Here is a 26,395-nt window from a genome sequence, read left to right as displayed (position 1 = left end):
CATGTGATAGCAAGACGCGATGATGTCAACGGTTGCGCTCAAACGGTCGTGGGCCGCGGATCTCGATACCGCGACGCTGTACAAGCTGTTGAAACTGCGCGTCGAAGTGTTCGTCGTGGAGCAGAAATGCGCTTATCCGGAACTGGACGGGCTCGATCTGCTCCCCGAGACACGCCACTTCTGGCTCGACGACGAGGGTGAGATCATCTGCACCCTGCGGCTGCTCGAGGAGCACAACAACGGGGTGAAGTCGTTCCGCATCGGCCGGTTGTGCACCACCCCCGAGGCGCGCGGTCACGGCTACACCACCCGCGTACTGCAGGCGGCCATCGCCGAAGCCGGTTCGGCGACAGTGCGTTTGAACGCCCAGACCTATCTGGTCGACCTCTACACCAAGCACGGGTTCAAACCCGACGGTGAGGAGTACGAGGAAGACGGGATCGCGCACATCCCCATGCGCAGGGGCTGAGTGGCGGGTCCACCACGGAGATGCCGGCCCCGTATCCCGTTCCCGGGTGCGGGGCCCTCTCGTGCCGGGGTGCCGGTTGTCAGTCCCGCAACGGATCCGGTGCCGGATCGCTGTCCGCACCGCACAATTCGCGGGCGAGCATCGTGGCGCCGGCGACCGCACCCGGCATCAGGACGATCGCCACGAACGGCACGAGGAACGCGGCCGCCAGCGGAATGCCGAAGCCCCACACCAGCATTCGATGCGAACGCAGCATAATCAGATGTTCGCGCAACTCGATTCCGCGGCGCAGCATCGCGACCGCGGTCAGTTCCTGCGCCAGGAAGAACCCGGCCACGCAGACCCCGAGCACCGGGACGACGGTCTGCCCGACGAGCGGCAGGAATCCGGCGCAGAACAGCGCCACACCCCACACCGCGGCCCGGATCAGAATGCGCACCCCGTCGCGGACCCCGATCCACACCTCCCGCCACAGCGGCAGTCCCGATTCCGGCGCACGGCCGTCGGCCGACAGCGACCGGTCCACCCGTTCCGACAGGGCCTCGTAGAACGGCTGGCCGATCACCAGCGTCACCGCGGTGAACGTGATCACTGCCAGGAACAGCCCCAGCAGGACCAGCAGCACGGCCAGGCCGCCGCGCACCAGTCCGGGCCACGGCGACGACCAGTGCGCCGCGAACGGCGTCGCCCACGCCACCAGATCCCCCGCGAACCACACCAGCGCCACCAGCAGCCCCAGATACAGCACCATCGAGACCACGCCCGGCAGCAACCCCAGCCCCAGCTCCCGGCGATGCGCCACGGCCCACCGCTGCCCCCGCATCAGATACCCGAAGCCCCGCACCACATCCCGCACCCGCCCAGCGTATTCAGCGGGTGGGACGCGCGCCGAATCCCTCGTACAGCTGTGGGAAACTGCGAGGTGTGGGCAATCTGCGAGTCGGCGTGCTCGTCTCACACCACGGCTCGAATCTTCGCGCCCTCCACCGGTCCTCCGTCGAACCCGGCGCGCGCTTCGAGATCGCGGTCGTCATAGGCAACAACAGCGACGCCGCGGGTCTGGCCTACGCCCGCGAGAATCGCATTCCGACCCGGCATCTCTCGGGCGCGACACATCCGGACCCCGACGCATTGGACGAGGCGATCCGCGCCGCTCTGGCCGAGCACGCGACCGACTGGGTGGTGACGGCGGGCTATATGAAGAAACTCGGACCACGAACGCGCCGGCACTTCGATTCCCGAATACTGAACATCCACCCGGCGCCCCTGCCGCGATTCGGCGGCGCCGGCATGTTCGGCCATCGCGTGCACGACGCGGTGCTGGCGTCCGGCGTCGCGGTCACCGGGCCCACGGTGCATCTGGTGGCCGGCGACTACGACACCGGCCGGGTGATCGCGCATCGCGAGGTTCCGGTGCGCGCGGACGACACCGTCGAAACCCTGGCCGCGCGGGTGCTGGAGGCCGAACATGTGGTGTTGCCACTGGTGGTGCGGCGGATCGCTGCGGGGGAGCGGCTCTAGCGGACAGGGCAGCCCGGTGCGGGGGCGGAACGGGGCGCGCATACAGTGGGGGCGTGTCCGATTTCCGAGGTGAATCCGCATCGGCTGTGTCCCCGCATCACGACGGTGAGGCGGGGTTTCCGTTCTCGGCGGTGGTGGGGCAGGAGCAGCTGCAGCTGGCGCTGATTCTGTGTGCGGTGCATCCGGGGATCGGCGGGGTACTGGTGCGCGGGGAGAAGGGCACCGCGAAATCGACCGTGGTGCGGGCGCTTGCGCAGTTGTTGCCGCCGGTGGCCGACGAGAGTGGGCAGCGGCCCGCCCGGCTGGTGGAATTGCCGGTCGGTGCCACCGAGGACCGGGTCGTGGGATCGCTGGATCTGGAGCGGGTGCTGCGCGACGGGGAGCAGGCGTTCCGGCCGGGGCTGCTGGCGGCCGCCCATCACGGTGTGCTGTACGTCGACGAAGTGAATCTGCTGCACGACCATCTGGTCGACGTTCTGCTCGACGCGGCGGCCATGGGGCGGGTGCACATCGAACGCGACGGGGTGTCGCATTCGCATCCGGCTCGATTCGTCCTGGTCGGCACCATGAACCCGGAGGAGGGTGAACTCCGCCCGCAGCTGCTGGACCGCTTCGGCCTCACCGTCGACGTCGCGGCCTCCCGCGATGTGGACGTGCGGATGGCCGTGGTGCGCCGCCGCCTCGACTACGAGGCCGATCCGGCCGGCTTCGCGACCGCCTACGCCGCCGCCGATCGCGACGTCGCCGAGCGCATTCTGGCCGCACGCGAACGCCTCGTCGAGGTGGCGCTCGACGATATCGAACTGCGCCGGATCGCGGCGCTGTGCGCATCCTTCGACGTCGACGGCATGCGCGCGGATCTGGTGGTGGCGCGGACCGCGACCGCGCACGCGGCGTGGCGCGGAAGTGACCGCGTCACTGCCGACGACGTGCGTATCGCCGCGGAACTGGCACTGCCGCACCGCCGTCGGCGCGACCCGTTCGACGAACCGGGCATCACCGACGAACAACTCGACGATGCCATGCGCGATGCCGAACAGGAGGCCGAACGGGCCCGCGCCGAGCAGAGTCGAGCCGCGGAAGACGAAACACGAAGCGACGCCGCGGAATCGGAGTCCGATCCGCAGCGCGAGTTCGATCACGACCAGCGCGAGCCGGATACGGACGCCGGAGCTGCCGAGAACAACGGCTCCGACGGCGGTCCCGGCGACGAGGGCCCCGACGACGACGGTCCCGGCTCACCGGGCGGCGGCCCGCGCGGCGGCGCCCGCGAGGGCAGTGCGGCGACCCCGGCGAATTCCGTTGCCCGCCCGCCCCACTGGGAGATCCCGGGGGTCGGGGAGGGTGCTCCCGGGCGCCGATCCCGCGCCCACACCCGGCACGGCCGGGTGGTGCGGTCGGTCACCGATACCTCCACCGGCCTGCATCTGCTGGGCACCCTGTTCGCCGCAGCGCCCCATCAGCATGCCCGCGGCCGCGTCGACGGCCCGCTGGCATTGGAGGCGACCGATCTGCGGGGCGCGTATCGCGAAGGGCGCGAAGGCAATCTGGTGGTGTTCGTGGTCGACGCCTCCGGGTCGATGGCCGCCCGCGATCGTCTGTCGGCGGTCACCGGGGCGGTGGTGGCCCTGCTGCGCGATGCCTATCAGCGCCGCGACAAGGTCGCCGTGATCACCGTGCGCGGCAGCGAGGCCGAACTGGTGCTGCCGCCGACCTCCTCGGTGGATATCGCGGTCCGCCGCCTCGCCGATCTGCGCACCGGCGGCAAAACCCCACTGGCACAAGGATTGCTCAAGGCGCGCGAGGTGGTGGCGCGCGAACACGTCCGCGATCCGCAGCGCCGCGCGATGGTCGTACTGCTCACCGACGGCCGCGCCACCGGCGGTGTCGATCCGATTCCGCGTGCCCGCGCCGCCGCCCGCCTGCTCGCCCGCGACGGTGTGGCCGGTGTGGTCGTGGACTGCGAGCGCGGCATGGTCCGGCTGGGTCTGGCCGCCGAATTCGCCCGGGAACTGCGCGCCACCTACCTGCGCCTCGGCGAGCTCACCGGCGATTCGGTCGCCGCCGCGGTCAAGTCCGGGCTGCCGCATCACCTGGCGGCGTGAGCGATCGCGCCACACCGCCCGCGACCGGTCGGACCATGCGACGGCCGGACCCGCGCGGCAAGCCGAGGGCGCGGATGTGGGAATGTGATGCGTAGGTGCTCGACCAGGAGGATGCAGCGATGCCGAAGGGCGTTCCGGAGACGATTCCCGACGACGGACTGACCACTCGCCAGCGGCGTAATCAGCCGGTGCTGGCGGTGCACACCGGTCCCGGCAAGGGCAAGTCGACCGCCGCGTTCGGGATGGCGTTGCGGGCCTGGAATCAGGGATTCGATATCGCGGTCTTCCAGTTCGTGAAGAGCGCGAAATGGAAGGTCGGCGAGGAAGCCGCCTTCCGCACCCTGGGCCGGCTGCACGAGGAGACCGGAACCGGCGGCCCGGTGGAATGGCACAAGATGGGCGAGGGCTGGTCGTGGACCCGCAAACAGGGCAGCGAGGACGATCACGCCGCCGCCGCCCTGGCCGGATGGCGGGAGATCGCGCGCCGGCTGACCGCCGAACAGCACCGCTTCTACGTCCTCGACGAGTTCACCTACCCGCTGAAATGGGGCTGGGTGGACGTCGACGAGGTGGTCGAGACGCTGCGGAACCGGCCCGGCAACCAGCATGTGGTGATCACCGGCCGCGACGCCCCGCAGGCACTGGTCGATGCGGCGGATCTGGTCACCGAGATGAGCAAGGTGAAACATCCGATGGACGCCGGGCGCAAGGGTCAGCGAGGTATCGAGTGGTGACGGCGGGCGGCCGATGAGCACTCCGGCCGTGGTGATCGCCGCGCCCGCCTCGGGCAGCGGAAAGACCACGCTGGCAACCGGTTTGATCGGAGCCCTGCGCCGCGCCGGACACCGGGTCGCGCCGTTCAAGGTGGGACCCGACTACATCGATCCCGGGTATCACGGTCTGGCCGCCGAGCGGCCGGGACGCAATCTGGATCCGGTGCTGGTCGGTACCGAGCAAGTGGTGCCGCTGTACCGGCACGGCAGCGCGGGCTGCGATGTGGCCGTGGTCGAGGGCGTGATGGGCCTGTTCGACGGCCGGATCGACGCCGCGAATCCCGCCCCGATCGCCGAGGGGTCGACCGCACAGGTCGCCGCGCTGCTCGGCGCCCCGGTGCTGCTGGTCGTCGACGCGCGCGGCCACAGCCAGAGCCTGGCCGCCCTGCTGCACGGCTTCGCGACCTTCGACAGCGGGATCCGGCTGGGCGGCGTGATCCTCAACCGTGTCGGCAGCCCGCGCCACGAACAGGTGCTGCGCGCCGCCTGCGCCCGGGTCGGCCTTCCGGTGCTCGGCGCGCTACCTCGGATGGACGAATTATCGGTTCCGGCACGGCATCTCGGCCTCGTTCCGGCGGTCGAGCACGGTTCCGCGGCGCATGCGGCGGTCGAGGCCATGACCGAACTCGTCGGCGCGCACGTCGATGTGGGTGCGGTCGCGCGACTGGCGGCCGCCGACGTGGACGGGCCCGCGTGGGATCCGATCGGTGAGGTCGCGGCAGCGGCCCCGCATTTGCGGTGGCGGGGTCCCGGAGCGCTGCCTCTCGACAGCACGGCGCCTACGATCGGCAGGTCGCGGATCCCGGCGGAGACGGTGGGGCAGCAACAGAACGGCGGGCCGGAGACGCTTGCAACCACTTCCGCCTCGGGTAGTGGGGTGCGAGAGTCGGCGCCGATCATCGCGATGGCGGGCGGTCCGGCGTTCACCTTCGGTTACGCCGAACATCGGGAACTGCTGATGGCGGCCGGAGCGCGGGTGGCGGTCTTCGATCCGTTGCACGAGCAATTGCCCCCGGGGACAGCCGGTTTGATCCTGCCCGGTGGCTTCCCGGAGGAGCATGCGGCCGATCTGGCCGCGAATACGCCACTGCTGATCGCGGTCGCCGAGGCCGCGGCCCGAGGCATGCCGATTCACGCCGAATGCGCGGGCCTGCTCTATCTGACCCGCTCGCTGGACGGGCACCGCATGGCCGGAGTCCTCGATGCCACCGCCGAATTCGGACCGCGCCTGACCCTCGGCTACCGGGATGCGGTGGCGCTGGCCAACTCGGTGCTGTGGCGCACGGGAGAACGTGTGCGCGGCCACGAATTCCACCGCACCCGCTTGGTCACCACGGGATCGCACCTACCCGCCTGGGGATGGCGCAACGACGATGCCGCGGTCCGGGAAGGTGCGGTGGCACGTCAGGTGCATGCGTCCTACCTGCACACCCACCCTGCCGGAAACCCCATGGCCGCAGTGCGTTTCGTCGAGGTAGGCAGACGATTCGCCGCGGCATGCTCCAGCGTATGACGGTGATGAATGTTTCGTCTTCGGGGCCGATCGACAGACACCTTTACCGTAGCCGGACGAGGAGACCCCGATGAGCGGGGCGGTGATCGTGGGACTGGGGGCGCGGCCGGATCCCGCGCCGGAAGCCATCGTGGCGGCTGTGCGGAAAGTGGTGGGGGAGGGCGTGATCCGGTGTTTGGCGACGATCGATCGGCGGGCACAGGAGCCGGGAGTGGTGGCGGCTGCGGCCGCGTTCGAGGTGCCGGTGACCGGGTTCGGTGCGGACGAACTGGCTCACGTCGACGTTCCTCATCCGGGCGACCGTGCGGCCGTCGCGGTCGGCACGCCGAGTGTCGCCGAAGCGGCCGCGCTGCTCGCCTGGGCGCGCTGGGGTCGGCGCGGGCGGTTGATCGTGCCGAAGAGGGCGTTCGGCACCATCACGGTCGCCGTCGCGGAGGAGGAATGACGCGGGACGCCCGCCATACTCGCCGGCTCTGTTTCGCAGGCGGTGCCACGAGCGCCCGTCTCTGATCGAATCGTGGTCCGGCCGCCGTGACGAACCCGGCGGATAGGCGGCCCGAACGAAACCCGGCCGGATCCGCGGTGGTGCGGACTCGGCCGGTCGGATATGAAAGTTGTTTCCCCGCACCGCCTTATACGCAGGCACCGCCGAGGCTCGCGGTCGTCACGATGGTGTATCCGGCGACCGGTGAGAGTTCCGGGAGTCCGTCGTAGTACACCGCGCTGACGACGTGTTCGCCCGCCCGGTCGGGCATCCATCCGATGCTGGCGACCCCGTTGACCACGGGCGCGGTGCCGACGATATTGCCGCTGATCCCCGAGAGGTGACTGAAGAAGTCGACCGTGCCGTGGGTGACGGGGCTGCCGTCCGGGTTGCGCACCGTCGCCACCGCGTTCTGTGCACAGCCGACCAGCGCCCCGCTGACCGGGCTCAGTGCCGAACCGGACATCGAGACCGCGATCGTGGGGGCCACCGTCGCTTCGGCCGGAGCCGCCCCGACGATCGGGAGGATTGCGCCCGCCAGCGTCCCGGCCGCAAGGACGAACCCGGCCCGGGTGCGGCCGCGCCACGCCCGCCCGGACGACAGCGCCGGGCTTGGGAGAACCTGGGAGGTACCACGCGAAACACGGAAACCGCTCATCGTGCCTGCCTCTCGCTGTGCCGTCCCGGGCCGGCGGCCCGGCGTCGATCCCGTCGCAGGCTACCCGAGATCCAGCTCACATCGGGCACGGCTCGCGGAGCGGCCCCGGCAATGCTGCTCGCGGAGCGGCCCCGGCAATGCTGCTCGCGGAGCGGGCTCGGGTTACGGTGCGACCGAGGTCCAATCGGCGAAGCCGGTCGGGTCGTGACGACCGAGGCTGCCGTGTTCGAACAACCCCCAGCCCTCGGCGTCGCCGCACCGCGCCTGTCCGACGTGGTCGATCACGCCCCACGGAATTCGCCCGGCCACCGCCGGATCCGTCAGGTCGTAGCTGCTGCTCGACGACCAGTCGCGCCCCTTCCACTGCCCGTGCAGCCAATCCGGATCGCCGCCGTAACCACAGCCGATATGCAGCGGAATGCAGGTGTGCGCACGCACCTCGACGGTCAGCGGGGAGCCGTCACCGGCGGTCATCTCCAGCCGCGCGGAGACGGGAATCCGCGTGCCGGAACGATAGTCGAGGTGAATGCGCGGCCAGCCGAGCTGTTCGACGCGCCCGTCCGGCCACACCCGCACGGCGTCGTTGAGGGTGCGGAAGCCGTCCGGATTCTCCTGCACGATGACCACGATCGCGAAGTCGTCGAACCGCAGCGGCACGTAGAGCCACCAGAATCCCGCCGCCGGTTCGCTCGCGTCGCGGCCGGGTGGTTCGGTCTCGCCGACCGGCCGGATACCCCAGGACCGGTCTCGGGTCCCCATCCAGATGTCCGGATCGACGGCGATGTCGTCACCGTCGACGTGCAGGGTCCCCGACCAGGAGCCGACCTGGGCGAACCGGGACGCGTCGATGATCGGCCGGCTGCCGGTGTGGATGAGATGCGGCTGCTCCTGGACGGCGGGAAACGACCCGTCCCAGGTGAGGTCGAACGACAGATCGTCGTGCTCGCAGATCACCCGGACGCGCCGCAGCGGTTCGATCACCTCGATGCGATAGCCGCCGACGCTCATATTCAGATCGCGTGGTGGCAGCGCGTCCGAGAATCGGACCGTGCGCTGGATATCGCCGCGCCGGACCGCGGCGTAGGCGTCGATCACGCCGAGATTCGGATAGACGCCGAAGCCGGTGACCAGCATCGTTCCGCCGCTGCGGTCGTGCGCGTTGAAGTAGCTGCGGTCGTAGAAGTTTCGGTCGGTGGTGGCCGCGCGCGCCAGCGACAGCGGCGTCTGGTGCACCGGATATTCGTCCAGCGGAACCGGCGCCTGGTGGGCCGGATGTCCGTCGATGCCTGCCATCAATCTCCTCAATCCCACTGGTAGGTGCCGTCGAGCAGGGCCTCGAGGGCCGCCCGGTGCATCACGTAGTCGTCGCGGTCGTCGGTGTCGGTGTCCTCACCGAAGTGGATCATCCGCCGCTTGATGCGCGCCATCACGATGCCGTGGCGCAGCGCGGCGTAGACGAGATACCACTCCAGATCGCGCGGCCGATGGCCGGTGAGCTCTTCGTAGCGCGCGACCACGTCGTCGCGGCGCAGATAGTCCGGCAGGCCGGGCTGATCGAAACGGGTGGCGATGTCCTGGAAGAAGCGGTGGATGAAGATCAGCCAGGCCACGTCGAGTTCGCGCGGGCCGAGGGTGGCCATCTCCCAGTCCAGCACCGCGACCGGGTCGAATTCGTCGAAGATGATGTTGCCGGGCCGGGCGTCGCCCCAGTTCAGTACGTCGGGTCCCGGATCGGCGGGCCAGTGCCGTTCGAGCCAGTCGAAACCGCGCTCCAGCAACGGGATTCGGTAGCCGTCGTCGGCGAGCGCCCACCGGTACCAGTGGCGCTGGGCGTCGAAGTGGCGGCGCAGTGACGATCCTTCGCCGGCCAGGGCGGGGAATTTCGCCGCCGGGTCGGCGATGGCGTGGACTGTCGCGATGATGTCGACAGTGGCGCGGGTGATCCGCATGCGCTGCTGTGGCGTGGCGTCGAATACCCAGCCGACGAAGACGTACGGCGGATTGTCCTCCGGGATCCGGCCGTGGATCCGTTCCATCACGAAAAACGGTGTGCCGAGGACGGATTCGTCCGGCTCGAACCAGCACAGCCGCGGCACCGGCACATCGCTGTGCGCGCCGACGCCGGCCATCACCGCGTACTGGGTGTCGAGGTCGTAGTTCTCGAAGACCGGGAACGAGCCCTCCTCGGGCGGCATGCGTGCCACATACGAGCCGCCCTCCGTGCGGCCGTCGCGCTCCCAGCTCGCCTCGAACATCACCGAGGAACTGGACATACCACCTGCCTGTGGCCGCGACAGCCCCGTGATCACCGGCGCGGTGGTGCCGGTGAGCTTGCCGGCCAGCCACTGGGTGAGTCGCTCGGCGAGTTCGCCGAGATCGCGAGCGCTGGTGGTCAGTTGCCGCCGCTGCCCGGGGTCGGTATCGGATTCGCCCGACATATCGGACCTCCTGACGGGATGAAAACGTCTGTGCGCCAACTCATTACGCTCGGGCACGGCGGTATCCGGCCCGGCGCGGGTGGCGTGTGGATGAAATGTAACGCGTTCTAGTGCGCGGTGGCACGGAATCGGCGGCGAATTTTCCGCCGTTCCGCTCACCGGGATCCGGTTTGCCCGCGAGATTCGTGCTGCCACGTACGCCGCGCGGAGTAGCGCGGAATCGGGGTCCGGCCCTGAGGACTTTCGCCGCGGGCCCTCGTAACGTCGTGCACCGATCCGCGCACCCCGTTCGCCTCGGCGTTCGGCGACGCAGCCGTGCGCCGGATCCGTCGGGGAGAGGAGTGGGTAGTGAGTGTCATGGTGGCGCAGGCCGAAACGCCGCGGCTGGAACCCGAATCCGAGACAGCGGTGGGCTGGAACCCCCTGACCCGCGTGGCCTTCCGGTTCACGTTCCTGTATTTCGGGTTGTTCTGTCTGATCTATCCGCAGATCGTGTTCGCCTTCACCGGCTGGTTCGGCCGCTGGCTCGACGCCGACGCGGTGCTGTGGCAACCGCGGTTGCTGCGCCCGGTGCTGGAGTGGGTCGGGCGCACGGTCTTCGGCGTGCATCCGGTGCTCAGTCCCAACGGCAGCGGCGACCAGACGATTCTGTGGGTGCTGGTGTTCTGCATCCTGGTCGTCGCCGTCGTCGGCACGCTGATCTGGACCCTGTTCGACCGCCGTCGCGCCGATTACCGGCGGCCGGCCGGGTGGTTTCTGCTGTTGCTCCGGCTGTGTGTGGCCGGTCAGATGCTCAACTACGGTTTCGCCAAGGTCATCCCCACCCAGATGCCCGAACCGATGCTGTCGACGCTGTTGGAGCCCTACGGCAACCTGACGCCGATGGGGGTGCTGTGGAATCAGGTCGGGATGAGCCCGGCCTACGAGATCCTGCTCGGCGCCGCGGAACTGCTGGCCGGGATCCTGCTGTTCATTCCGCGCACGGCGACGGTGGGCGCGATGCTGACGCTGGTGAGCATGGCGCAGGTCTTCATCCTGAACATGACCTTCGACGTGCCGGTCAAGATCCTGTCCGGCCACCTGATGCTGATGTCGATGGTGCTGCTCGCTCCGCAGGCGCGACGGCTGCTGGACGTGCTGGTGCTCGATCGCCCGGTCGGACGCTCGACGGCGCCGTACCCGTTCCGCACCCGCCGGGCCCGCCGGTTCGCGGCGCTGGTGCAGATCGGAATCGGGGTCTGGGTGGCGGTGGCTCTGACCCACGTGAGCCTGCAGTTGTGGGACGAGGGCCCGGGCCGGACGAAACCGCCGCTGTACGGGATCTGGCAGGTCGACGAATTCAGCCGCGACGGGCAGCCGGTCGCGCCGCTGCTCACGGACCGGGACCGCTGGCAGCGCGCGGTATTCGACGTCGACGGGGTCATGCAGTATCAGCGGATGGACGGGACGTTCGTGCCCGTACAGGTGCGGGTCGATACCGGCGCCCATCGCCTGGACCTGCACGCCGTGCCCGGTGCCGAGGGGCAATCCGTGACCGCCGGCGGCTTCGCCTACGAACAGCAGGGACCGGACCGGCTGCGGTTCACCGGCGACCTGGACGGGCATCCGGTGACGGTGACCTTCCGGCGCCAGGATCCGGACGCCTTCCCGCAACGCAGCCGCGGCTTCCACTGGATCCAGGACGCACCCGAGGGGTGAGGTCAGCCGGCCGTCGCACCGATCTGGTTGCCCCAGTGTGGATTCGGAGCATAGAACTCCCCGGTGCCGGGGGCGAAGGCGGCCGCCGCCGCGGCACATCTCCACAGCCGGGCCGCCAGCCACGCGGTCGGATAGCCGAGGTAGCCGTACACGCCGTCGGTGCACGGCGACGAGGCCCGGGCGCAGTCGGGCTGACCTTGGACGTCGTTGTGGTTGGGGCCGACCAGTGTGCCCCACGCCTTCGTCACCGATGCCGGCGTGGCCTCGTAGTAATCCTGGTTGGACTGCAGTCCCGGAAGCGCCCACAGCTTCTGCGAGGGGGAGATCAGCGCGTCGTCGGAGCCGTTGACGAAGAACACCGAACCGCCCGCCAGGCGACGAGTGTCGGTGCAGCTCAACCGGTTCGAGCAGAACGACTGGGCGGGCAATTCGATCGGCACGGCGGTGCGAATCAGCCCGCCGGATTCGATCATCGCGTTGAGCGCCCCGGTGGCGCCCTGGGAATGTCCGACGGCGCCGATCGCCGAGGTGTCGAGCCGATCGTGGAAGACACTCGCCGGATCGGCGGCTCGATCGATGAGATACCGTGCCGCTCCGGCGATGTCGACGCCGGAGCCGGTACTGCGATTCTCGGTCGCGATCACCACGAAACCCCAGGACGCCAGATGCCGCAGCAGATGGGCGTACTGCCGGGGTTGCGCGTTCGTGCCGTCGCCCCAGGTGATGATCGGATGGCGAGGACCGCGCGCGGCCACATCGGTCGGATACCAGATGTCGTAGGCGGCGCCGGTGCTGTCGCAGCAGCCGAATCCGTAGTGCTCGGTGACCTGCCACGGCCCCGGCTCCGAGTAGCGGGCCTCGGTCGGGCCGCTCGCGCGATAGGGGTCCTGGGCATACGCGGTGGCGGCCACCGCGGCGGCGACCGCCACCGTCACCAGCACGGTCAGAACCTGCAACACCGCTCGGCGCATGTTCGCAGCATAGAACGCGCCGAGCGCACCGTGACGTACCGGCGGCGAGCGGGAATGAGCGTGCGCGGCACCCGGTTGTGTCGTGGCATGGGTGCTGAACTCTCCGACGACCTGAAGAAGATCCTCGACGACACAAAGGTTTTCGCCACGCTGGCGACGATCGGCCGCGACGGGCAGCCGCATCTGACCGTCACCTGGCTCCTGCGCGAGGGCGAGGACCTGCTGTACTCCACCACCGTCTCGCGTCAGCAGTACAAGAACGTGGTGCGCGACCCGCGGGTGACGATCATGATCAACCCGCCGGACAATCCGTACGTCTACGCGGAGATCCGCGGTACCGCCACCGTCACGCCCGACCCCGACAAGGCCCTGCCCGACCGGCTGTCGGCGAAATACACCGGCCTGCCGTACGTGGAATTCAATCCCGCCTCCGTCGCCGACGCCGAGCGAGTGATCGTGCGGGTGACCCCGGAACGGGTCAACGGCCGCCTCTGAGCCGACTTCCGATGCGACCGAATTCACCTCGTGTAATTCTGTGAGATGAGTCTCGACTGTGATACGGCGAGCGTTGCAGAGCCGGTGTAACCCCTGCAGGATGACGGGGGCGGCAGCTTCCGTCGCACCAACTTCGCAGGTAAAGGGAGTTTCACTTGGCTTCGTCAGGTCGCAGACAGAGTAGACGCAGCACGCGCCGGACCGGGCTGCGCACGGCAGCCGCGGCCGCCGCCGCACTGGCCGCGCTCACCGGCACGGGCGCCGGAATCGCGGCCGCCCGACCGGTCGGCGCGTTCGACGTCGGCGGGGCGATCGAGAAGGAATACGACCGCGCCGGCGGTACCGCGGTCCTCGGCAACCCGACCGGACCGGAGTCCGACGCGAACGGCGGCAAATTTCAGGTCTTCGACCGCGGCTGCTCGATCTACTGGTCCGTGGGCACCGACGCCCATGCGATCTGCGGCCTGATCCGCGACAAGTGGGGCTCGATGGGCTGGGAGAACAGCCCGCTGGGCTTCCCGCTCACCGACGAGGCCAAGGCCGGCAAGGACGGCAAGGGCCGCTTCACCCGATTCCCCGGCGGCGTCATCGTGTGGTCGGCGAACACCGGCGCGCACCCGGTGTGGGGATCGATTCTCGGCATGTGGGAAGGCAGCAACGCCGACGGCGGCCGCTACGGCCTGCCGACCAGCGACGAATACGACTACAACGGCGGCAAGGCCCAGGATTTCCAGGGCGGCCGGATCACCTGGAAGCCCTGATAATCCCAGCCTGCGGCGTCGCGACGGGTGATTGCGGAGTTCGCCCGGCCACGCCGTAGGCTGAAACCTTGTGCCGAATACGACAGACGACCAGCAATCCGGTGACCCGAACTATGTCGTCGGGCTCGATCTGGCCGGCCGCCGCGTCGTCGTCGTGGGTGGCGGCTCGGTAGCCCAGCGCCGACTCGGACTGCTCATCGCCAGCGGGGCCGATATCGAGGTGATCAGCCGGACGGTCACCCCCGCGGTGGAGGGGATGGCCGCCTCCGGTCAACTGCGCATCTCCCAGCGGGCCTACGCCGACGGTGATCTCGACGGCGCCTGGTACGCGATCGCTTGCACCGACGAGCCCGAGACCAATGCCGCCGTGGTCGAGGAGGCCACCCGCCGCCGCATCTTCTGCGTGCGCGCCGACAACGCCCGCCTCGGCACCGCCGTCACGCCCGCCAGCGCCCGCTACGACGGGCTGACGCTCGCGGTGCTGGCCAGTGGGCGGCACCGCCGATCGGCCGCGGTGCGCACCGCACTGCTGGAGGCGCTGCAATCGGGTGTGATCGCCGACGACTCCGAACCCGTGACACCCGGTGTCGCGCTGGTCGGCGGCGGGCCGGGCGACCCCGATCTGATCACCGTGCGGGGCCGCCGGCTGCTCGCCCGCGCCGATCTGGTCGTCGCCGACCGGCTGGCGCCGCCGGAGCTGCTCGCCGAACTCGGACCGCATGTGGAGGTCGTCGACGCGGCGAAGATCCCGTACGGCCGCGCGATGGCGCAGGAGGCGATCAACACCGCCCTCGTCGAGGGTGCCAAGGCCGGCAAATTCGTGGTCCGGCTCAAGGGCGGCGATCCGTACGTCTTCGGCCGCGGCTACGAGGAACTCGAGGCGTGCGTGGACGCCGGCGTACCGGTGACCGTGGTTCCGGGCGTCACCTCCGCGATCTCGGTGCCCGCCCTGGCCGGTATTCCGGTGACCCACCGCGGCGTCACCCACGAATTCGTGGTGGTGAGCGGGCACATCCCGCCCGATCACCCGGATTCGCTGGTGGACTGGCCCGCACTGGCCCGGCTGCGCGGCACCCTGGTGCTGCTCATGGGGGTGGAACGCATCGAGAAGTTCGCCGCCGCGCTCGTCGACGGTGGCCGCGCCGCCGCCACGCCAGTCACCGTCGTTCAGGAAGGCAGCCTGCGCACCCAGCGGATCGTGCGCGCGGATCTGTCCACGGTCGCCGAACGTGTGCGCGCCGAGGGCATCCGGCCCCCGGCGATCATCGTCATCGGCCCGACCGCCGGTTTCACCGCGGGCGCGCCGGATGCCGACGAGCAGGCCGGTTAGGTCCGCGGTGCGTGCCCGGGACAGGGGTACAGCCGTGTCGAGTGTCGCGTGGACAGCGCGAGTACGCATTCGGCTGGCCGGTGCCGATATCCGTTACAGTGAGTCACTGTGCTCGATAACCCCGCTGCGACGATGCAATATCCGGTGACGAAGCGGGCCTTCGGGTTGCCGATCCTGGTCCTGTCCGGCCTGCAGTTGATGGTCGTACTGGACGGCACGGTCGTGATCCTGGCGCTGCCCGCCCTGCAACGTCACCTGGGCCTGACCAGTTCGGGCAGTGCGTGGACGGTGACCGCCTACGGTCTCACCTACGGCGGGCTGATGCTGCTGGGTGGCCGTCTCGGCGACTCGTTCGGGCGCAAAAAGATGCTGCTGCTTGGTGTTTCGTTCTTCACGCTGGCCTCACTGCTGTGTGGGCTGGCGCAGAACGAGGCCATGTTGATCTTCGCGCGGGCCCTGCAGGGCACCGGCGCGGCCATCGCCGCACCCGTGGCGATGGCGCTGGTGGTCAGCACCTTCGCACCCGGGCCGCCGCGCAACCAGGCGATCGCCATCTTCGGTTCGATGATGGGTGTGGGCTCGGTCGGCGGACTCGTCGTCGGCGGCGCTCTGGCCGAATGGAACTGGCGGCTGATCTTCCTGATCAATGTCCCGATCGGGCTCCTGATCATCCTCGGCGCGGCCTTCCAGCTGCACGATTCGACCCACCACCGGCTGCCCCTGGACGTGCGCGGCGCCTTCCTCGGCACCCTCGGCTGTGTGGGAGTGGTGTTCGGTGCGACCGAGGGCCCCGATCTCGGCTGGACCAGCCCGTATGTCATCGGCGCGCTGATCGCCGGTTTGCTGCTGCTGGTGGCGTTCGTGCTGGCCGAACGGTCCGCCGTCAATCCGCTGCTGCCGCTCACACTCTTCCGCGATCGCGACCGCTCGATCACGTTCATCGCGCTGCTGCTGGGCTCCGGTGTCCTCGGTGCGATGACCTACTTCGTCGCGCAGTTCCTGCAGAACGTCGTCGGCTACAGCCCCCTCGTCGCCGGTCTGGCCTCGATCCCGTTCACGATCGGCGCCGGCATCGGTACCGGCGTGGCGTCCAAGGCCGCGCTGATGATCCGGCCGCGCTGGCTGCTCGCGGGTGCCGCGGCCGTCCTGGCGGGGGCGCTGTTCTTCGGCTCCACGCTGGACCGCTCCGTCGAATATCTGCCGACCCTGCTGGTGCTGCTGGCGGTGGTCGGTATGGCGATCGGTTTCGTGATCGTGGTCGGGCCGCTGTGCCTGCTGGTGGGCGTGCCGGTGAACGAGGTCGGTCCGCTGTCGGCGATCGGCCAGATGATTCTCACCCTCGGCACCCCCTTCGCGGTCGGCCTGCTGACCCCGCTGGCGGCCTCGCGCACGCTCTCGCTCGGCGGCCGGACCGACCGGACGTCGAATCTGACGCCCACCGAGGTCGCGGCGCTGTCCAGCGGTTACACGTTCGTCCTGCTCATCTGCGCGATCGGTGCCGTGATCATCGGACTGCTGGTGCTCACGCTGCGCTACACCCCCCAGCAACTCGCCGAGGCCCAGCACGCGCAGGAGGAAGCGCAGCAGGTGTAACGCCTGCGGCCGATCGAGCGGCTCAGCGGCGATCGAACAGTTCCAGCAGCTCCGTTCTGCCGAAGACGGTCGCCGATTCCCGAGCCGACGGGGTGCCGGCGTCCGGGTCGGCCCCGGCCGCCAGCAGGGCCTTCAGAATGTCGTCCTCACCCTTGAATACCGCTCCCGCGGCCGGCGTCTGGCCGCGATCGTTCGCTCTATCGGGATCGGCGCCGCGCTCGAGCAGTGCGGTCACGGCCGCCCGATGCCCGTGGTAGGCGGCCAGCATCAGCAGCGTGTCGCCGTTGTCGTTGGTCAGATTCACCGGAACGCCCGCGTCGATATACGCCGCGAGCGTCGCGGCCTCGCCCGTGCGGGCCAGCTCGAAGACCTTGGTCGCCAGTTCGACCAGGTCCGGATCCACGCCGTCGGTAGCCACGGGCCATTACTACCACGGCGGGGCGGGGAGCCGGGGAACCGTCGACCTGTCCGTCGACCTGTGCTCGATCAGTTGTAGGAACGCGCGACCCCGTCGAGAAGGTGTTCCAGGGTGTCGTAGGTCGGCGGGTCGACGATGTCGACCACATCCGGGGCGACCGGAATGTGGTGTTCGGCGGTCACCGCGGTGAACTGGGAAGGATCGGCGGTGCGGAAGCCGTGTTCGGCGGCCAGACGCTGCAATTCGGGATCGGTGCTCAGCAACTGCCCGACCCGATCGCCGGTGGCGGTCAGCGGGACCAGCGTGTGCCGGGACAGCACCGTCGGGGACGGGTACAGCATCACCGCGTCGGCGGGCAGCTTGCCGGCGACGGCGGCCTCCACGAACTGAGATTCGTATCCCCACACCATGGGCGTGGGACCCATTCCGGCGGCGAGATATTCGCCGAACGGTCCCGCGCTGGAGTTCTCGGTGTACCCCTGTCTGGTGAACAGTCGCGACACCTTCGAGAGGACGAAATTCTCGGCGGCCGGGCCCTGCACGATCGCATCGTCGTTGGCGACGTAGGCGGCCACCGCCAGATACATCGCCGCCGAATTGGAGGTCCGCGGGTCGGTGGTCGAGATCAACACGTTCTTGCGCACCGGATACGCGGTGTTGCCCTCCAGCTGATCCCACTGCGTGCCCTGCTGCGTGAGATCGAGATACCGCCGCATATCGAACGCCGGCACCGGCCCCTGCCGGACGATTCCCGCGCGGGTGAGCAGATCCACGATCGGCCGGAAACTCGCGACCACCATCGGCGAGGAGAACGGCGTGTATTTCGCGGTGATCCCGCGCTCGCGCTGAATCCGTTCGGCGGCGAGGCTGCTCGACGGGAAGGCGAAGTCGTCACCGTCCAGCTTCACCGACGTCGCGATCTGCCGAGATCCGGCCGGATCGACCTCCAGTCGAATCCCCTTACGCGCCAGGGCATCCACTACGCGCTGGTCGGTGAAGAAGCCCATCTTCTCCGACCCGACCACGCCGTGCGCGACGGTCAGCGCGGGAGCCGGGGCCGGGGCGGCGCCGTCGCCGCCGCGGAAGCCGAAGGCCACCACCAGTGCCACGACCACGACGACCACCGCGGCCGCTACGGCCAGGATCCGCGGCTGTCGCAGCGCGGTCACGAGGCTCGGTGTGGACGTAGTCGCGGAGGCCGGGCTCGGCGCGGTCTCGCGGTCCGGTTCCGGCGGAGCGTCACTGGTGGGCGAAATCTCCGCCACGGTCTCCGGTTTCGTCGGTTCGGCGGGGGAGTGGCCGGACGAGACCGCGACGGTGGATGCCGCGGAAACCGCCGGCGATTCGAGGTGTTGCCGCTCGTCCGCCGTGGTCTCGACGGGGGCCTCGGCGGCAGAGTCGATAATCGAATTACGTTGAGGTGCAGTGCTTTCGGCGGTGTCCTCCTCGATCGAGGGCGCCGTGACCCGTTCCGGAACAACCGGCGCGGCAGCGTATTCGAGCTCGTGCGAGGGGTCCTCGGCCTTGGGTGGCGGTGGGGTGTGCTGCAATTCGCGGCGCACGATGCGTTCCACCAGAATCGGCACGAAATCGCGCACGGCGTGGCCGTCGAAGCGCCGGCGCACCTGGCCGACCAATTCCTGTACCAATTCCGGGGAATGGCTGCTGCCGTAATGGCCGACCAGTCGATCGGTCAACTGACGCAGTGCCTTTTCTTCACGGTCGGTGGCGTCACCCACGCCGAACTCCTCGCCCAATCGCATCCCAACGGCAGCGGTCGGCCGGCCGCGCCGAAGTTACGATAGCGAGCCGGAATACCCGTTCCGTGCGGCCATGTTTGGGCCCGGACGCCTTGAAATATGCTGGTGGAGACGCATTTTTCGGCGATTGTTCCCGTGGTTGGGCAGGTCGCATTCGGCTCGAATTACGTCGGCGGTCACCGAGAATTCACTCACGTGAGGACCAGCAGTTCGCTCGACGACGCGATTTCCACACGCAGCCCGGCCTTTTCGGCTATCCGAGCCAGCGCCCGGATATCGCCGGGTTCGGCGCGGGTCGATACCAGGGCCCGCGCCAGCAGCCCCTTGTGATGTTTGTTGAAATGGCTCACCACCGTGCGGCTGCCGTCCGGGCGTTCGGTCAGTACGGTCGCGGTCACCGCGCCGGGCAACCGCCCCAATTGCTGATAGGTCCCCGAACGCAGGTCGACGACCAGCTGACCGGCCGTCGCTTCCCGCAATGCCGGGGCCAGCACCGGTTTCCACAGCGAAGCCAGCGTCGGCAGGCCCGGCAGTTTCGAACCGCCGGAGAGCCGATATCCCGGAATCGCGTCTCCCGCGCGGACGACCCCGAACAGCGCCGAACCTATCGCCAGCCGCTCCTCGGCGCGAGCGCGCTGTGGCTTGGTCAGCGAACCGGCGTCGAGTGCGTCGTAGAGCACACCGGTGTAGCGCCGCAGCGCGGGTGCGGTCGCGGCGGTCCGCAGTGACGCGTTGCGGGCGAGCGCGGTCTGCAAACCCTCCGCGCCCGCGCCGGTCGCCTTCCCCAGCCCCAATGCCACCCGCGCCGCCTCCGGGTCCGCGGCCAATTCGATCAGCTCGGTGATCAGTTTGTCCCGCACGGCGGTGAGCTGCGGTAACCACAGGGAATCCAGATCGAGCGGACCGAGAGTTCCGCCGTCGGACTTGGTTTCGGAAGGAGGCAGAATCACCAGCACGAGCCGATACGGTAATGCCCTGCAGGCATCCACGCAGCAGCGGCTAGTCTGTGCATCCGTGATCACCCGTCTCTCGCACCTGTTCCTGCGCACCCTGCGCGACGATCCCGCCGACGCCGAGGTGCCCAGCCACAAACTTCTGGTCCGTGCCGGATATGTGCGCCGGATCGCGCCGGGCGTCTATTCGTGGTTGCCGCTGGGTTTGAAGGTGCTGCGCAAGGTCGAGGACGTGGTGCGTCAGGAGATGGACGCGATCGGCGGCCAGGAGATTTCGCTGCCCGCGCTGCTGCCGCGCGAGCCGTACGAAACCACCAATCGCTGGACCGAATACGGCGACAGCCTTTTCCGCCTGCAGGACCGCAAGGGCACCGACATGCTGCTCGGACCCACCCACGAGGAATTGTTCGCCCTGACGGTCAAGGGTGAATACAACTCCTACAAAGATCTGCCGGTCACGCTGTACCAGATTCAGACCAAGTACCGCGACGAGGAACGGCCGCGTGCCGGAATTCTGCGCGGGCGCGAATTCGTCATGAAGGACTCCTATTCCTTCGATCTCGACGAGGACGGCCTGAAGGCCAGCTATGCCGCCCACCGCCAGGCATATCAGCGCATCTTCGCCCGGCTCGGGGTCGAATACGTGATCGTCGCCGCCACCTCCGGCGCGATGGGCGGCAGCGCCTCCGAGGAATTCCTGGCCAGCAGCCCGATCGGCGAGGACACCTATGTGACCTGCCGCGAGTCGGGGTACGCGGCCAATGTGGAGGCCGTGGTGACCCCCGCGCCGCCGGAGATCCCGATCGAGGGGCAGCCGGCCGCCGTCGTGCACGACACCCCGGGCACGCCGACCATCGCGTCGCTCGTCGACTGGGCCAACGACGCCGGGATCGCCGAACAGTTCGGCCGCCCGGTGACCGCCGCCGACACGTTGAAGAACGTCATGGTGAAGTTGCGCCACCCCGACGGCAAGTCCGAGATCGTCGGCATCGGCGTGCCCGGTGATCGCGAGGTCGACGCCAAGCGGCTCGGCGCGAGCCTCGAGCCCGCCGAGGTGGAGTTGCTCACCGACGAGGACTTCGCCGCCAACCCGTTCCTGGTGAAGGGGTACATCGGTCCGAAGGCGCTGCTGGACAACGGCGTTCGCTATCTGGTCGACCCGCGCGTGGTGACCGGCACGTCGTGGATCACCGGCGCCGACGCCTCCGGCAAGCATGTCGTCGGACTCGTCGCGGGCCGCGATTTCACCCCCGACGGCACGATCGAGGCCGCCGAGGTCCGCGACGGCGACCCCTCACCCGACGGCCGCGGGGTGCTGCACTCGGCGCGCGGTATCGAGATCGCCCACATCTTCCAGCTCGGCTACAAGTACACCGATGCGTTCGAGGTGGACGTGCTCGGTGAGAACGGCAAACCGGTCCGGCTCGTCCAGGGTTCCTACGGGGTCGGCGTCTCCCGGATGGTCGCGGTGATCGCCGAGCAGATGCACGACGAGAAGGGCCTGCGCTGGCCCGCCGAGGTCGCCCCCTTCGATGTGCACGTCGTCATCGCCAACAAGGACGAGGCGGCCCGCGCCGGCGCCGAGGAGGTCGTCGCCGGTCTGGACGCCCAGGGCCTCGAGGTGCTGTTCGACGACCGGACCGCCTCGCCCGGCGTCAAGTTCAAGGATGCCGAATTGCTCGGCATGCCTTGGGTTCTCGTCATCGGGCGGGGCTGGGCCGACGGCAAGGTGGAACTGCGGAACCGTTTCACCGGGGAATCCGAGGACATTGCGGCGGCCGCGGCCGTCGACACCGTGCTCGCGAAGATTCGCGGCTGATCGCTCGCGGGCACCCGGTCGTCCGGACCGGGTGCACCCGCGCGGTCCCGGTGCCGGCGACGCGCGCTACCGCAGCGGAAGGCAGGAGCTGCCGGTGTTCAGGCCGCTGCCCACGACGTCGACGGTGATATAGCTGCTCGACGTGTAACTTCCGGGCTTGAACTGCTGCGCCGTGATGTTCTGCCGCCCGGTGTATTTCGGCGTCCACGCCACGGTCACCGTGCCGTTCTCGGGGTGATAGACCGGAGTGCCGGCGATGGGTTCGCCGTTACCCGGGACCGACCCGCCACTGTTGATGAACGTCACCGTGCCGCCGTCCGGCACCGGGGTGTCGACCGTCGCGGTCAGCGTGGCGGAACATCCGGTGCGCAGCCCACTCGCCCCGACGTCGACACGCACGCCCGTGACGTCGGCGCCCGCTACGCTCACGGCGAGCAGCGATCCGAGTGCCCCCGCGGCCGCCGCCGCACCGATCCGTCGCATTCCCACGGCCATCCCCGTTCTCCTTCGACGTATCCGCGCGGCACCGGCCGCATACCGGAGCACGCTACCGGTGTTTCGGCTCCACGAGTGATGCGCGGACACCGGGCGCGATGTGTGCGGCGGGACAGTCGTCGAGGGGCCGCCCGAGGCTCAGGGCTGGCCCGGGAACGGTGTGGTCGCGGGATTCACGCCGAGGATCGACTGCCAGGTGGCCAGGCGGATGGTGCATTCGGTGAGGGCCTCGGTGCCGGTGCGGCGGCGATCCGGGGTCGTGGAGTGTTCCACGACCGCACGCCAGGCGACCGCGGTGTCGGTTTCCACGGTGACGGCGAGTTTGGCCGCGGGGATGGGATCGTCGACCGGGAAGGGCGGGGTGTAGGCCGCGGCGGGGGCCGGGACGCTCGCGCCGGCCGCCTTCAGCGCATCGGCGGTGGCATCGCGGCGGGCACGGTGGGTCGCGGTGAATTCGGCGACGATCTTCGCCCGCTCCGGGGACGCGTAGGCCGCGATGAGGCCGTAGGCGTAGACCGCGGTGTATTCGGCGTTCAGCGCGTCCAGCAGCGCCTGCTGATCGGTACTCACGCGGTGTCCTTTCTGGCGTGTGCGGGGCGCTGCGTGGTGACGCTGCGCTGCCGCCTCCGCGCCTGACCGCTCACGCCAGCACCACCGCCACGTGGGCGCCGCAGCAGGCGCTGATCGAGGCGAGCAGGCCGGCGCGGTATCCGGTCTGGGCCGCGGCCAATTCGGCCGCTGAGTGCTGGGAGTCGGTGAGCCGGGCCCGCAGCGCGGCGACGGTCGGCGGCGGGGTCGGAGCGGGCGGTTCGGTGACGGGTGGCGTCGCGGATTTCGGTTTCGTGCCGTCGCCGTACACCCCTACCGCGCGGTCGATCTCGGTGCGCAGCGCATCGGCGTGCTGGGCGCGCTGTGCGGCGACGACGGTCAGCGCGGCGGTGTGTTCCGGCGCGGCGGCGATCGCCGCCTTCGCCCACACGGCGTCGGTACGCGCCGATTCCTCCTGCGACACAAGCACATCCGGTGCGGACGGCTTGTCGTCCGAACAGGCCGCGACCGCGCTCACGGCGACGAGCGCGACCACGCCGCCGCCGGCCGAGCGCAACAGCGAGCGGCGGTCGAGGCGCGGGGGGACGGTCCGATCCGGCGGCACCGGAATCACATCGAGACGGCTGGGCACGCCTACATCGTGCCAGTGATCATCATCGGCCCCCGCGCCCAGCCCGCCGGCATGCCTCGCTCGCGTCCGTTCGCCCCGGCGCCGCTTTCCGTCCGCGCAGCTGAGCCTGGGTGCCGCCATCGGTGCGCGGCCCGGCCCCGCCCCACCGGCCCCGCGAAGGAATGCTCCCGTCCGGAAGGGACGTGGCCCGTCAGCCGGTCGTTCGGTCAGCCTCGGGCAATCTCCGACCCGAGGGCACGCAGCAGAACCCGACCCGGGCCGACTCGACCGGGTTGGCTGGTCCTTTACACTCTTGCAGCGCGTTACGCTAGACCTCCGGCGGAACAATCCGCGGGACATGCGCGCCGACCATGCCGGACCAGGACCAATACCGCGTCACAACTGAACCAGGAGCCGCCCCATATGCCGATGCCGACCGAGGAAAGGGTGAGCCAGCTCGTTGCTGGGCTCGTCGAACGCCGAGGGCTCGACCTCGAGGGCGTGCACATCACGGCCGCGGGCGGGCCGCAGGCGCGGGTGACGGTGACCGTCGACGGCGACGAGACCGTCGATCTGGACACGATCGCGGAAGTGAGTTCCGAGATCTCCGAAGCGCTCGACGAGGCCGCCGATCTGGGCGAAACCCCCTATCTGCTGGAAGTCACCACCCCGGGTGTCGAGCGCCCGCTGACGGCCCCGCGTCATTGGCGACGGGCTCGCGGTCGCAAGGTGCGAGTGCGGATGCGGCCGGGTGCGCAGACCCCCGACGGTCCCTCCAGCTTCGACGCCCGGGTCGGCGCGAGCACCGATACCGAGGTGGCCCTGGTGCTCGGCGGTAAACGAGCGCCCCACCGGGTGAGCGTGCCGCTGGCCGATATCGAGTCCGCGGTCGTCCAGGTGGAGTTCTCACCGCCCGGTGCGGCGGAGATGGAACTCGCCGGGGGCGTGGCCACGGGCCGCCCGGAACCGGGCGCCGCCGATCAGGCCGTCGATCCGGCCGCACCCGCCGTCCGGGAAGAACACTCAGTAGTTGCGCCGACCGAAGGGATCGTGGAATGAACATCGAAATCGAAGCCCTGCGTGCGATCGTCGCCGATAAGGGAATCTCGATGGAGACAGTGCTCTCCGCGATCGAGTCGGCTCTGCTGACCGCCTATCGGCACACCGAGGGCCACGAGCCCAACGCACGCATCGACATCAATCAGAAGACCGGCGTGGTGCGCGTGATGGCCACCGAGACCGACGCCGACGGCAACGTCGTCTCCGAATGGGACGACACTCCCGAGGGCTTCGGCCGCATCGCCGCCACCACGGCGCGCCAAGTGGTGCTGCAGCGGCTGCGCGACGCCGAGAACGAGAAATCCTTCGGTGAGTTCTCGACGCACGAGGGCGATATCGTCGGCGGCGTCGTCCAGCGCGACGCCCGGATGAACGCCCGCGGCACCGTCGTGGTGCGCATCGGCAGCGAGGCCAACGGCGCCGAGGGAGTGATCCCGCCGGCCGAGCAGGTTCCCGGCGAGACCTACGAGCACGGCGACCGCATCAAGTGCTACGTCTACGGCGTCTCCCGCGGCGCGCGCGGCCCGCAGATCACGCTGTCGCGCACGCATCCGAATCTGGTGCGCCGGCTGTTCGCGCTCGAGGTGCCCGAGATCGCCGACGGATCGGTGGAGATCGTCGCCGTGGCCCGCGAGGCCGGCCACCGCTCCAAGATCGCGGTGCGCTCCACCGTGCCCGGCGTGAACGCCAAGGGCGCCTGTATCGGCCCGATGGGGCAGCGCGTGCGCAATGTGATGAGCGAGCTGGCGGGCGAGAAGATCGACATCATCGACTGGGCCGAGGATCCGGCCGCCTTCGTCGGGAATGCGCTGAGTCCGTCGAAGGTTGTCTCGGTCACGATCGTCGATCCGGAGGCCCGTGCCGCCCGGGTCGTGGTCCCCGATTTCCAGCTGTCGCTGGCGATCGGCAAGGAAGGTCAGAACGCCCGGTTGGCCGCGCGATTGACCGGTTGGCGCATCGATATCCGCTCCGATGCCGCCCCCGACGTGGCCGGATCGCCGCGACCGCACGCCCAGCACGGGTAGGCCGCGCCGGGACGGCAACGCGAGTGCGGAAGTCAACCAGGGGCTGGATGCGGAGATCGGGACATGGCAGCGGTACAGTGGACACAGGCTCAGCGCGAGTCTTCGGTATCCGCACTTTCCGCCCAGGTCGGTGCTCGGGTGAGAACCCGGACTCCCGGCCCGGTCCGGACCTGTGTCGGATGCCGGAAACGCGAGCTGGCCGCCGATCTGTTGCGGGTCGTGGCGCAATCGCCCGGCAGCGCTCCCGACAGGGACGCCGTCGTCGCGATAGTTCCCGATCCGCGGCGCAGACTTCCCGGGAGGGGTGCCTGGTTGCACCCCGTTTCGGCTTGTCTGAGCATGGCAGAGCGGCGCCGAGCGTTCGGCAGAGCGCTACGAGTGTCCGGAAAACTGGATATCTCAGCCCTGGAGCACTACGTCGAGAACAGGCACGAGCACTCATGAGCACACCGTGAAGTACCAACGATGAACGGCCATCGAAGATAACCCGAGGTCGTGCGGGCGTCCTGACCCCTGAACGGGGAGCAAGAGACTGTCGCGCTCGACCTCTCAGTGAGGAGAGCAGTGGCAGGCAAGGCCCGCGTGCACGAGTTGGCTAAAGAACTCGGTGTCACGAGCAAAGAACTACTCGCAACGCTCAAGGAGCAGGGCGAGTTCGTGAAGTCGGCGTCGTCGACGGTGGAGGCACCCGTCGCGCGTCGGCTCCGGGAGTCGTTCGCGGCGAAGTCCGCCCCGTCCAACGGCTCCGCGAAATCCTCCGCGAAACCCGGTCCCGCCCAGGCACGTCCGGCCGCCAAGCCGGCCGCCGGTGCGACCCCGGGTCCGCGTCCCGGCCCGCGTCCGGCTCCGACTCCGGCTGCGGCTCAGGCGGATTCGGCCCCCGCGGCCGAAACCCCCG

At 69.4% G+C, this 26,395-nt stretch carries 27 protein-coding genes; 16 read left to right on the top strand and 11 right to left on the bottom strand.

The annotated features are described in order from the left end of the window. Positions 1-19 precede the first annotated feature (19 nt). Positions 20-469, top strand: coding sequence for a GNAT family N-acetyltransferase (locus tag AC5592_RS18705; protein ID WP_030513138.1), 450 nt, complete (start codon positions 20-22; stop codon positions 467-469). Between the two features lie 79 nt (positions 470-548). Here the strand turns inward: AC5592_RS18705 and AC5592_RS18700 are convergent, their stop codons facing one another. After that, a complete protein-coding gene (locus AC5592_RS18700) occupies positions 549-1,325 on the bottom strand; it encodes an EI24 domain-containing protein (RefSeq protein ID WP_063064978.1) in 777 nt (258 codons plus the stop codon). Between the two features lie 68 nt (positions 1,326-1,393). Here AC5592_RS18700 and purN point away from each other — a divergent pair, with 68 nt between their 5' ends. The 5 genes from purN (at position 1,394) to AC5592_RS18675 (ending at position 6,826) form a co-directional block, all read left to right on the top strand. Then, positions 1,394-1,990: a phosphoribosylglycinamide formyltransferase gene (gene purN / locus AC5592_RS18695; RefSeq protein ID WP_063064977.1), complete on the top strand. Its 597-nt coding sequence runs from the start codon at positions 1,394-1,396 to the stop codon at positions 1,988-1,990. 53 nt (positions 1,991-2,043) lie between these two features. Further along, a complete protein-coding gene (locus AC5592_RS18690) occupies positions 2,044-4,095 on the top strand; it encodes a magnesium chelatase subunit D family protein (protein ID WP_084506854.1) in 2,052 nt (683 codons plus the stop codon). Positions 4,096-4,214: 119 nt separating this feature from the next. Then, on the top strand, positions 4,215-4,829 hold the full coding sequence (gene cobO, locus AC5592_RS18685; RefSeq protein WP_036503569.1) for a cob(I)yrinic acid a,c-diamide adenosyltransferase: 615 nt from the start codon (positions 4,215-4,217) through the stop codon (positions 4,827-4,829). 13 nt (positions 4,830-4,842) lie between these two features. Then, on the top strand, positions 4,843-6,381 hold the full coding sequence (locus tag AC5592_RS18680) for a cobyrinic acid a,c-diamide synthase CobB (RefSeq protein WP_063064975.1): 1,539 nt from the start codon (positions 4,843-4,845) through the stop codon (positions 6,379-6,381). Positions 6,382-6,451: 70 nt separating this feature from the next. After that, entirely contained in the window at positions 6,452-6,826 is a 375-nt protein-coding gene (locus tag AC5592_RS18675) for a cobalamin biosynthesis protein (protein ID WP_063064974.1), read from the top strand. A 187-nt stretch (positions 6,827-7,013) separates the two neighbouring features. Here AC5592_RS18675 and AC5592_RS18670 read toward each other — a convergent pair whose 3' ends face one another. From AC5592_RS18670 to AC5592_RS18660, 3 genes are all read right to left on the bottom strand, one after another. Continuing rightward, positions 7,014-7,523 (bottom strand): hypothetical protein, encoded by a 510-nt coding sequence (locus tag AC5592_RS18670; protein ID WP_157122003.1) that lies wholly within the window; start codon positions 7,521-7,523, stop codon positions 7,014-7,016. A gap of 162 nt (positions 7,524-7,685) precedes the next feature. Beyond that, positions 7,686-8,816 (bottom strand): Rv3169 family protein, encoded by a 1,131-nt coding sequence (locus tag AC5592_RS18665; RefSeq protein ID WP_051024780.1) that lies wholly within the window; start codon positions 8,814-8,816, stop codon positions 7,686-7,688. Between the two features lie 8 nt (positions 8,817-8,824). Beyond that, on the bottom strand, positions 8,825-9,961 hold the full coding sequence (locus AC5592_RS18660) for a phosphotransferase family protein (protein WP_063064973.1): 1,137 nt from the start codon (positions 9,959-9,961) through the stop codon (positions 8,825-8,827). Positions 9,962-10,318: 357 nt separating this feature from the next. Between AC5592_RS18660 and AC5592_RS18655 the strand changes: the two genes are divergently transcribed. Further along, positions 10,319-11,659, top strand: coding sequence for a DoxX family protein (locus tag AC5592_RS18655; protein ID WP_083870881.1), 1,341 nt, complete (start codon positions 10,319-10,321; stop codon positions 11,657-11,659). A gap of 2 nt (positions 11,660-11,661) precedes the next feature. Here the strand turns inward: AC5592_RS18655 and AC5592_RS18650 are convergent, their stop codons facing one another. Next, entirely contained in the window at positions 11,662-12,630 is a 969-nt protein-coding gene (locus AC5592_RS18650) for a poly(ethylene terephthalate) hydrolase family protein (RefSeq protein ID WP_051024779.1), read from the bottom strand. 87 nt (positions 12,631-12,717) lie between these two features. On the opposite strand from AC5592_RS18650, the gene AC5592_RS18645 reads away from it, so the two are divergent. The 4 genes from AC5592_RS18645 to AC5592_RS18630 all read left to right on the top strand — a co-directional run bounded on the left by AC5592_RS18645 (position 12,718) and on the right by AC5592_RS18630 (position 16,809). Further along, on the top strand, positions 12,718-13,125 hold the full coding sequence (locus AC5592_RS18645) for a PPOX class F420-dependent oxidoreductase (protein WP_036503502.1): 408 nt from the start codon (positions 12,718-12,720) through the stop codon (positions 13,123-13,125). A 155-nt stretch (positions 13,126-13,280) separates the two neighbouring features. Then, positions 13,281-13,886 (top strand): LGFP repeat-containing protein, encoded by a 606-nt coding sequence (locus AC5592_RS18640; protein WP_306304680.1) that lies wholly within the window; start codon positions 13,281-13,283, stop codon positions 13,884-13,886. Between the two features lie 70 nt (positions 13,887-13,956). Further along, positions 13,957-15,216 (top strand): uroporphyrinogen-III C-methyltransferase, encoded by a 1,260-nt coding sequence (gene cobA / locus AC5592_RS18635; RefSeq protein WP_036503499.1) that lies wholly within the window; start codon positions 13,957-13,959, stop codon positions 15,214-15,216. A 132-nt stretch (positions 15,217-15,348) separates the two neighbouring features. Beyond that, positions 15,349-16,809 carry an MFS transporter gene (locus AC5592_RS18630; protein WP_036503497.1) on the top strand — a complete coding sequence of 487 codons (1,461 nt, stop codon included), beginning with the start codon at positions 15,349-15,351 and terminating at the stop codon, positions 16,807-16,809. Between the two features lie 22 nt (positions 16,810-16,831). Here the strand turns inward: AC5592_RS18630 and AC5592_RS18625 are convergent, their stop codons facing one another. The 3 genes from AC5592_RS18625 to yaaA form a co-directional block, all read right to left on the bottom strand. Further along, positions 16,832-17,227 carry an ankyrin repeat domain-containing protein gene (locus AC5592_RS18625; protein WP_036503495.1) on the bottom strand — a complete coding sequence of 132 codons (396 nt, stop codon included), beginning with the start codon at positions 17,225-17,227 and terminating at the stop codon, positions 16,832-16,834. A 68-nt stretch (positions 17,228-17,295) separates the two neighbouring features. After that, positions 17,296-18,966 (bottom strand): three-helix bundle dimerization domain-containing protein, encoded by a 1,671-nt coding sequence (locus AC5592_RS18620; protein WP_198163879.1) that lies wholly within the window; start codon positions 18,964-18,966, stop codon positions 17,296-17,298. A gap of 212 nt (positions 18,967-19,178) precedes the next feature. Beyond that, positions 19,179-19,943 carry a peroxide stress protein YaaA gene (gene yaaA, locus AC5592_RS18615; protein ID WP_063064972.1) on the bottom strand — a complete coding sequence of 255 codons (765 nt, stop codon included), beginning with the start codon at positions 19,941-19,943 and terminating at the stop codon, positions 19,179-19,181. A 58-nt stretch (positions 19,944-20,001) separates the two neighbouring features. Here yaaA and AC5592_RS18610 point away from each other — a divergent pair, with 58 nt between their 5' ends. Then, the gene (locus tag AC5592_RS18610; RefSeq protein ID WP_063064971.1) at positions 20,002-21,759 is read left to right on the top strand and encodes a proline--tRNA ligase; all 1,758 of its coding nucleotides are present in this window, start codon (positions 20,002-20,004) and stop codon (positions 21,757-21,759) included. 66 nt (positions 21,760-21,825) lie between these two features. On the opposite strand, the gene AC5592_RS18605 is transcribed toward AC5592_RS18610, so the two are convergent. The 3 genes from AC5592_RS18605 to AC5592_RS18595 all read right to left on the bottom strand — a co-directional run bounded on the left by AC5592_RS18605 (position 21,826) and on the right by AC5592_RS18595 (position 23,434). Further along, complete coding sequence (locus AC5592_RS18605) at positions 21,826-22,254, bottom strand: hypothetical protein (protein WP_063064970.1); 429 nt, start codon at positions 22,252-22,254, stop codon at positions 21,826-21,828. 138 nt (positions 22,255-22,392) lie between these two features. Continuing rightward, complete coding sequence (locus AC5592_RS18600; RefSeq protein ID WP_063064969.1) at positions 22,393-22,824, bottom strand: ferritin-like domain-containing protein; 432 nt, start codon at positions 22,822-22,824, stop codon at positions 22,393-22,395. Positions 22,825-22,894: 70 nt separating this feature from the next. After that, the gene (locus AC5592_RS18595) at positions 22,895-23,434 is read right to left on the bottom strand and encodes a hypothetical protein (RefSeq protein WP_084506851.1); all 540 of its coding nucleotides are present in this window, start codon (positions 23,432-23,434) and stop codon (positions 22,895-22,897) included. A 402-nt stretch (positions 23,435-23,836) separates the two neighbouring features. On the opposite strand from AC5592_RS18595, the gene rimP reads away from it, so the two are divergent. From rimP to AC5592_RS18575, 4 genes are all read left to right on the top strand, one after another. Next, on the top strand, positions 23,837-24,472 hold the full coding sequence (gene rimP, locus AC5592_RS18590) for a ribosome maturation factor RimP (RefSeq protein ID WP_036503484.1): 636 nt from the start codon (positions 23,837-23,839) through the stop codon (positions 24,470-24,472). Continuing rightward, the gene (gene nusA / locus AC5592_RS18585; RefSeq protein ID WP_036503481.1) at positions 24,469-25,497 is read left to right on the top strand and encodes a transcription termination factor NusA; all 1,029 of its coding nucleotides are present in this window, start codon (positions 24,469-24,471) and stop codon (positions 25,495-25,497) included. Before rimP ends, nusA begins: the two co-directional genes overlap by 4 nt. A gap of 63 nt (positions 25,498-25,560) precedes the next feature. Then, positions 25,561-25,941, top strand: coding sequence for a YlxR family protein (locus tag AC5592_RS18580; RefSeq protein WP_081879203.1), 381 nt, complete (start codon positions 25,561-25,563; stop codon positions 25,939-25,941). A 120-nt stretch (positions 25,942-26,061) separates the two neighbouring features. Beyond that, on the top strand, positions 26,062-26,395 hold a 334-nt coding region (locus AC5592_RS18575), incomplete at its 3' end, for a translation initiation factor IF-2 N-terminal domain-containing protein (protein WP_232329429.1).

Source organism: Nocardia violaceofusca NBRC 14427, assembly GCF_963869435.1.
GTDB lineage: Bacteria > Actinomycetota > Actinomycetes > Mycobacteriales > Mycobacteriaceae > Nocardia > Nocardia aobensis.
The sequence above is the reverse complement of the archived record's forward strand: the minus strand, read 5'-3'. Positions and strand labels throughout refer to the sequence as shown.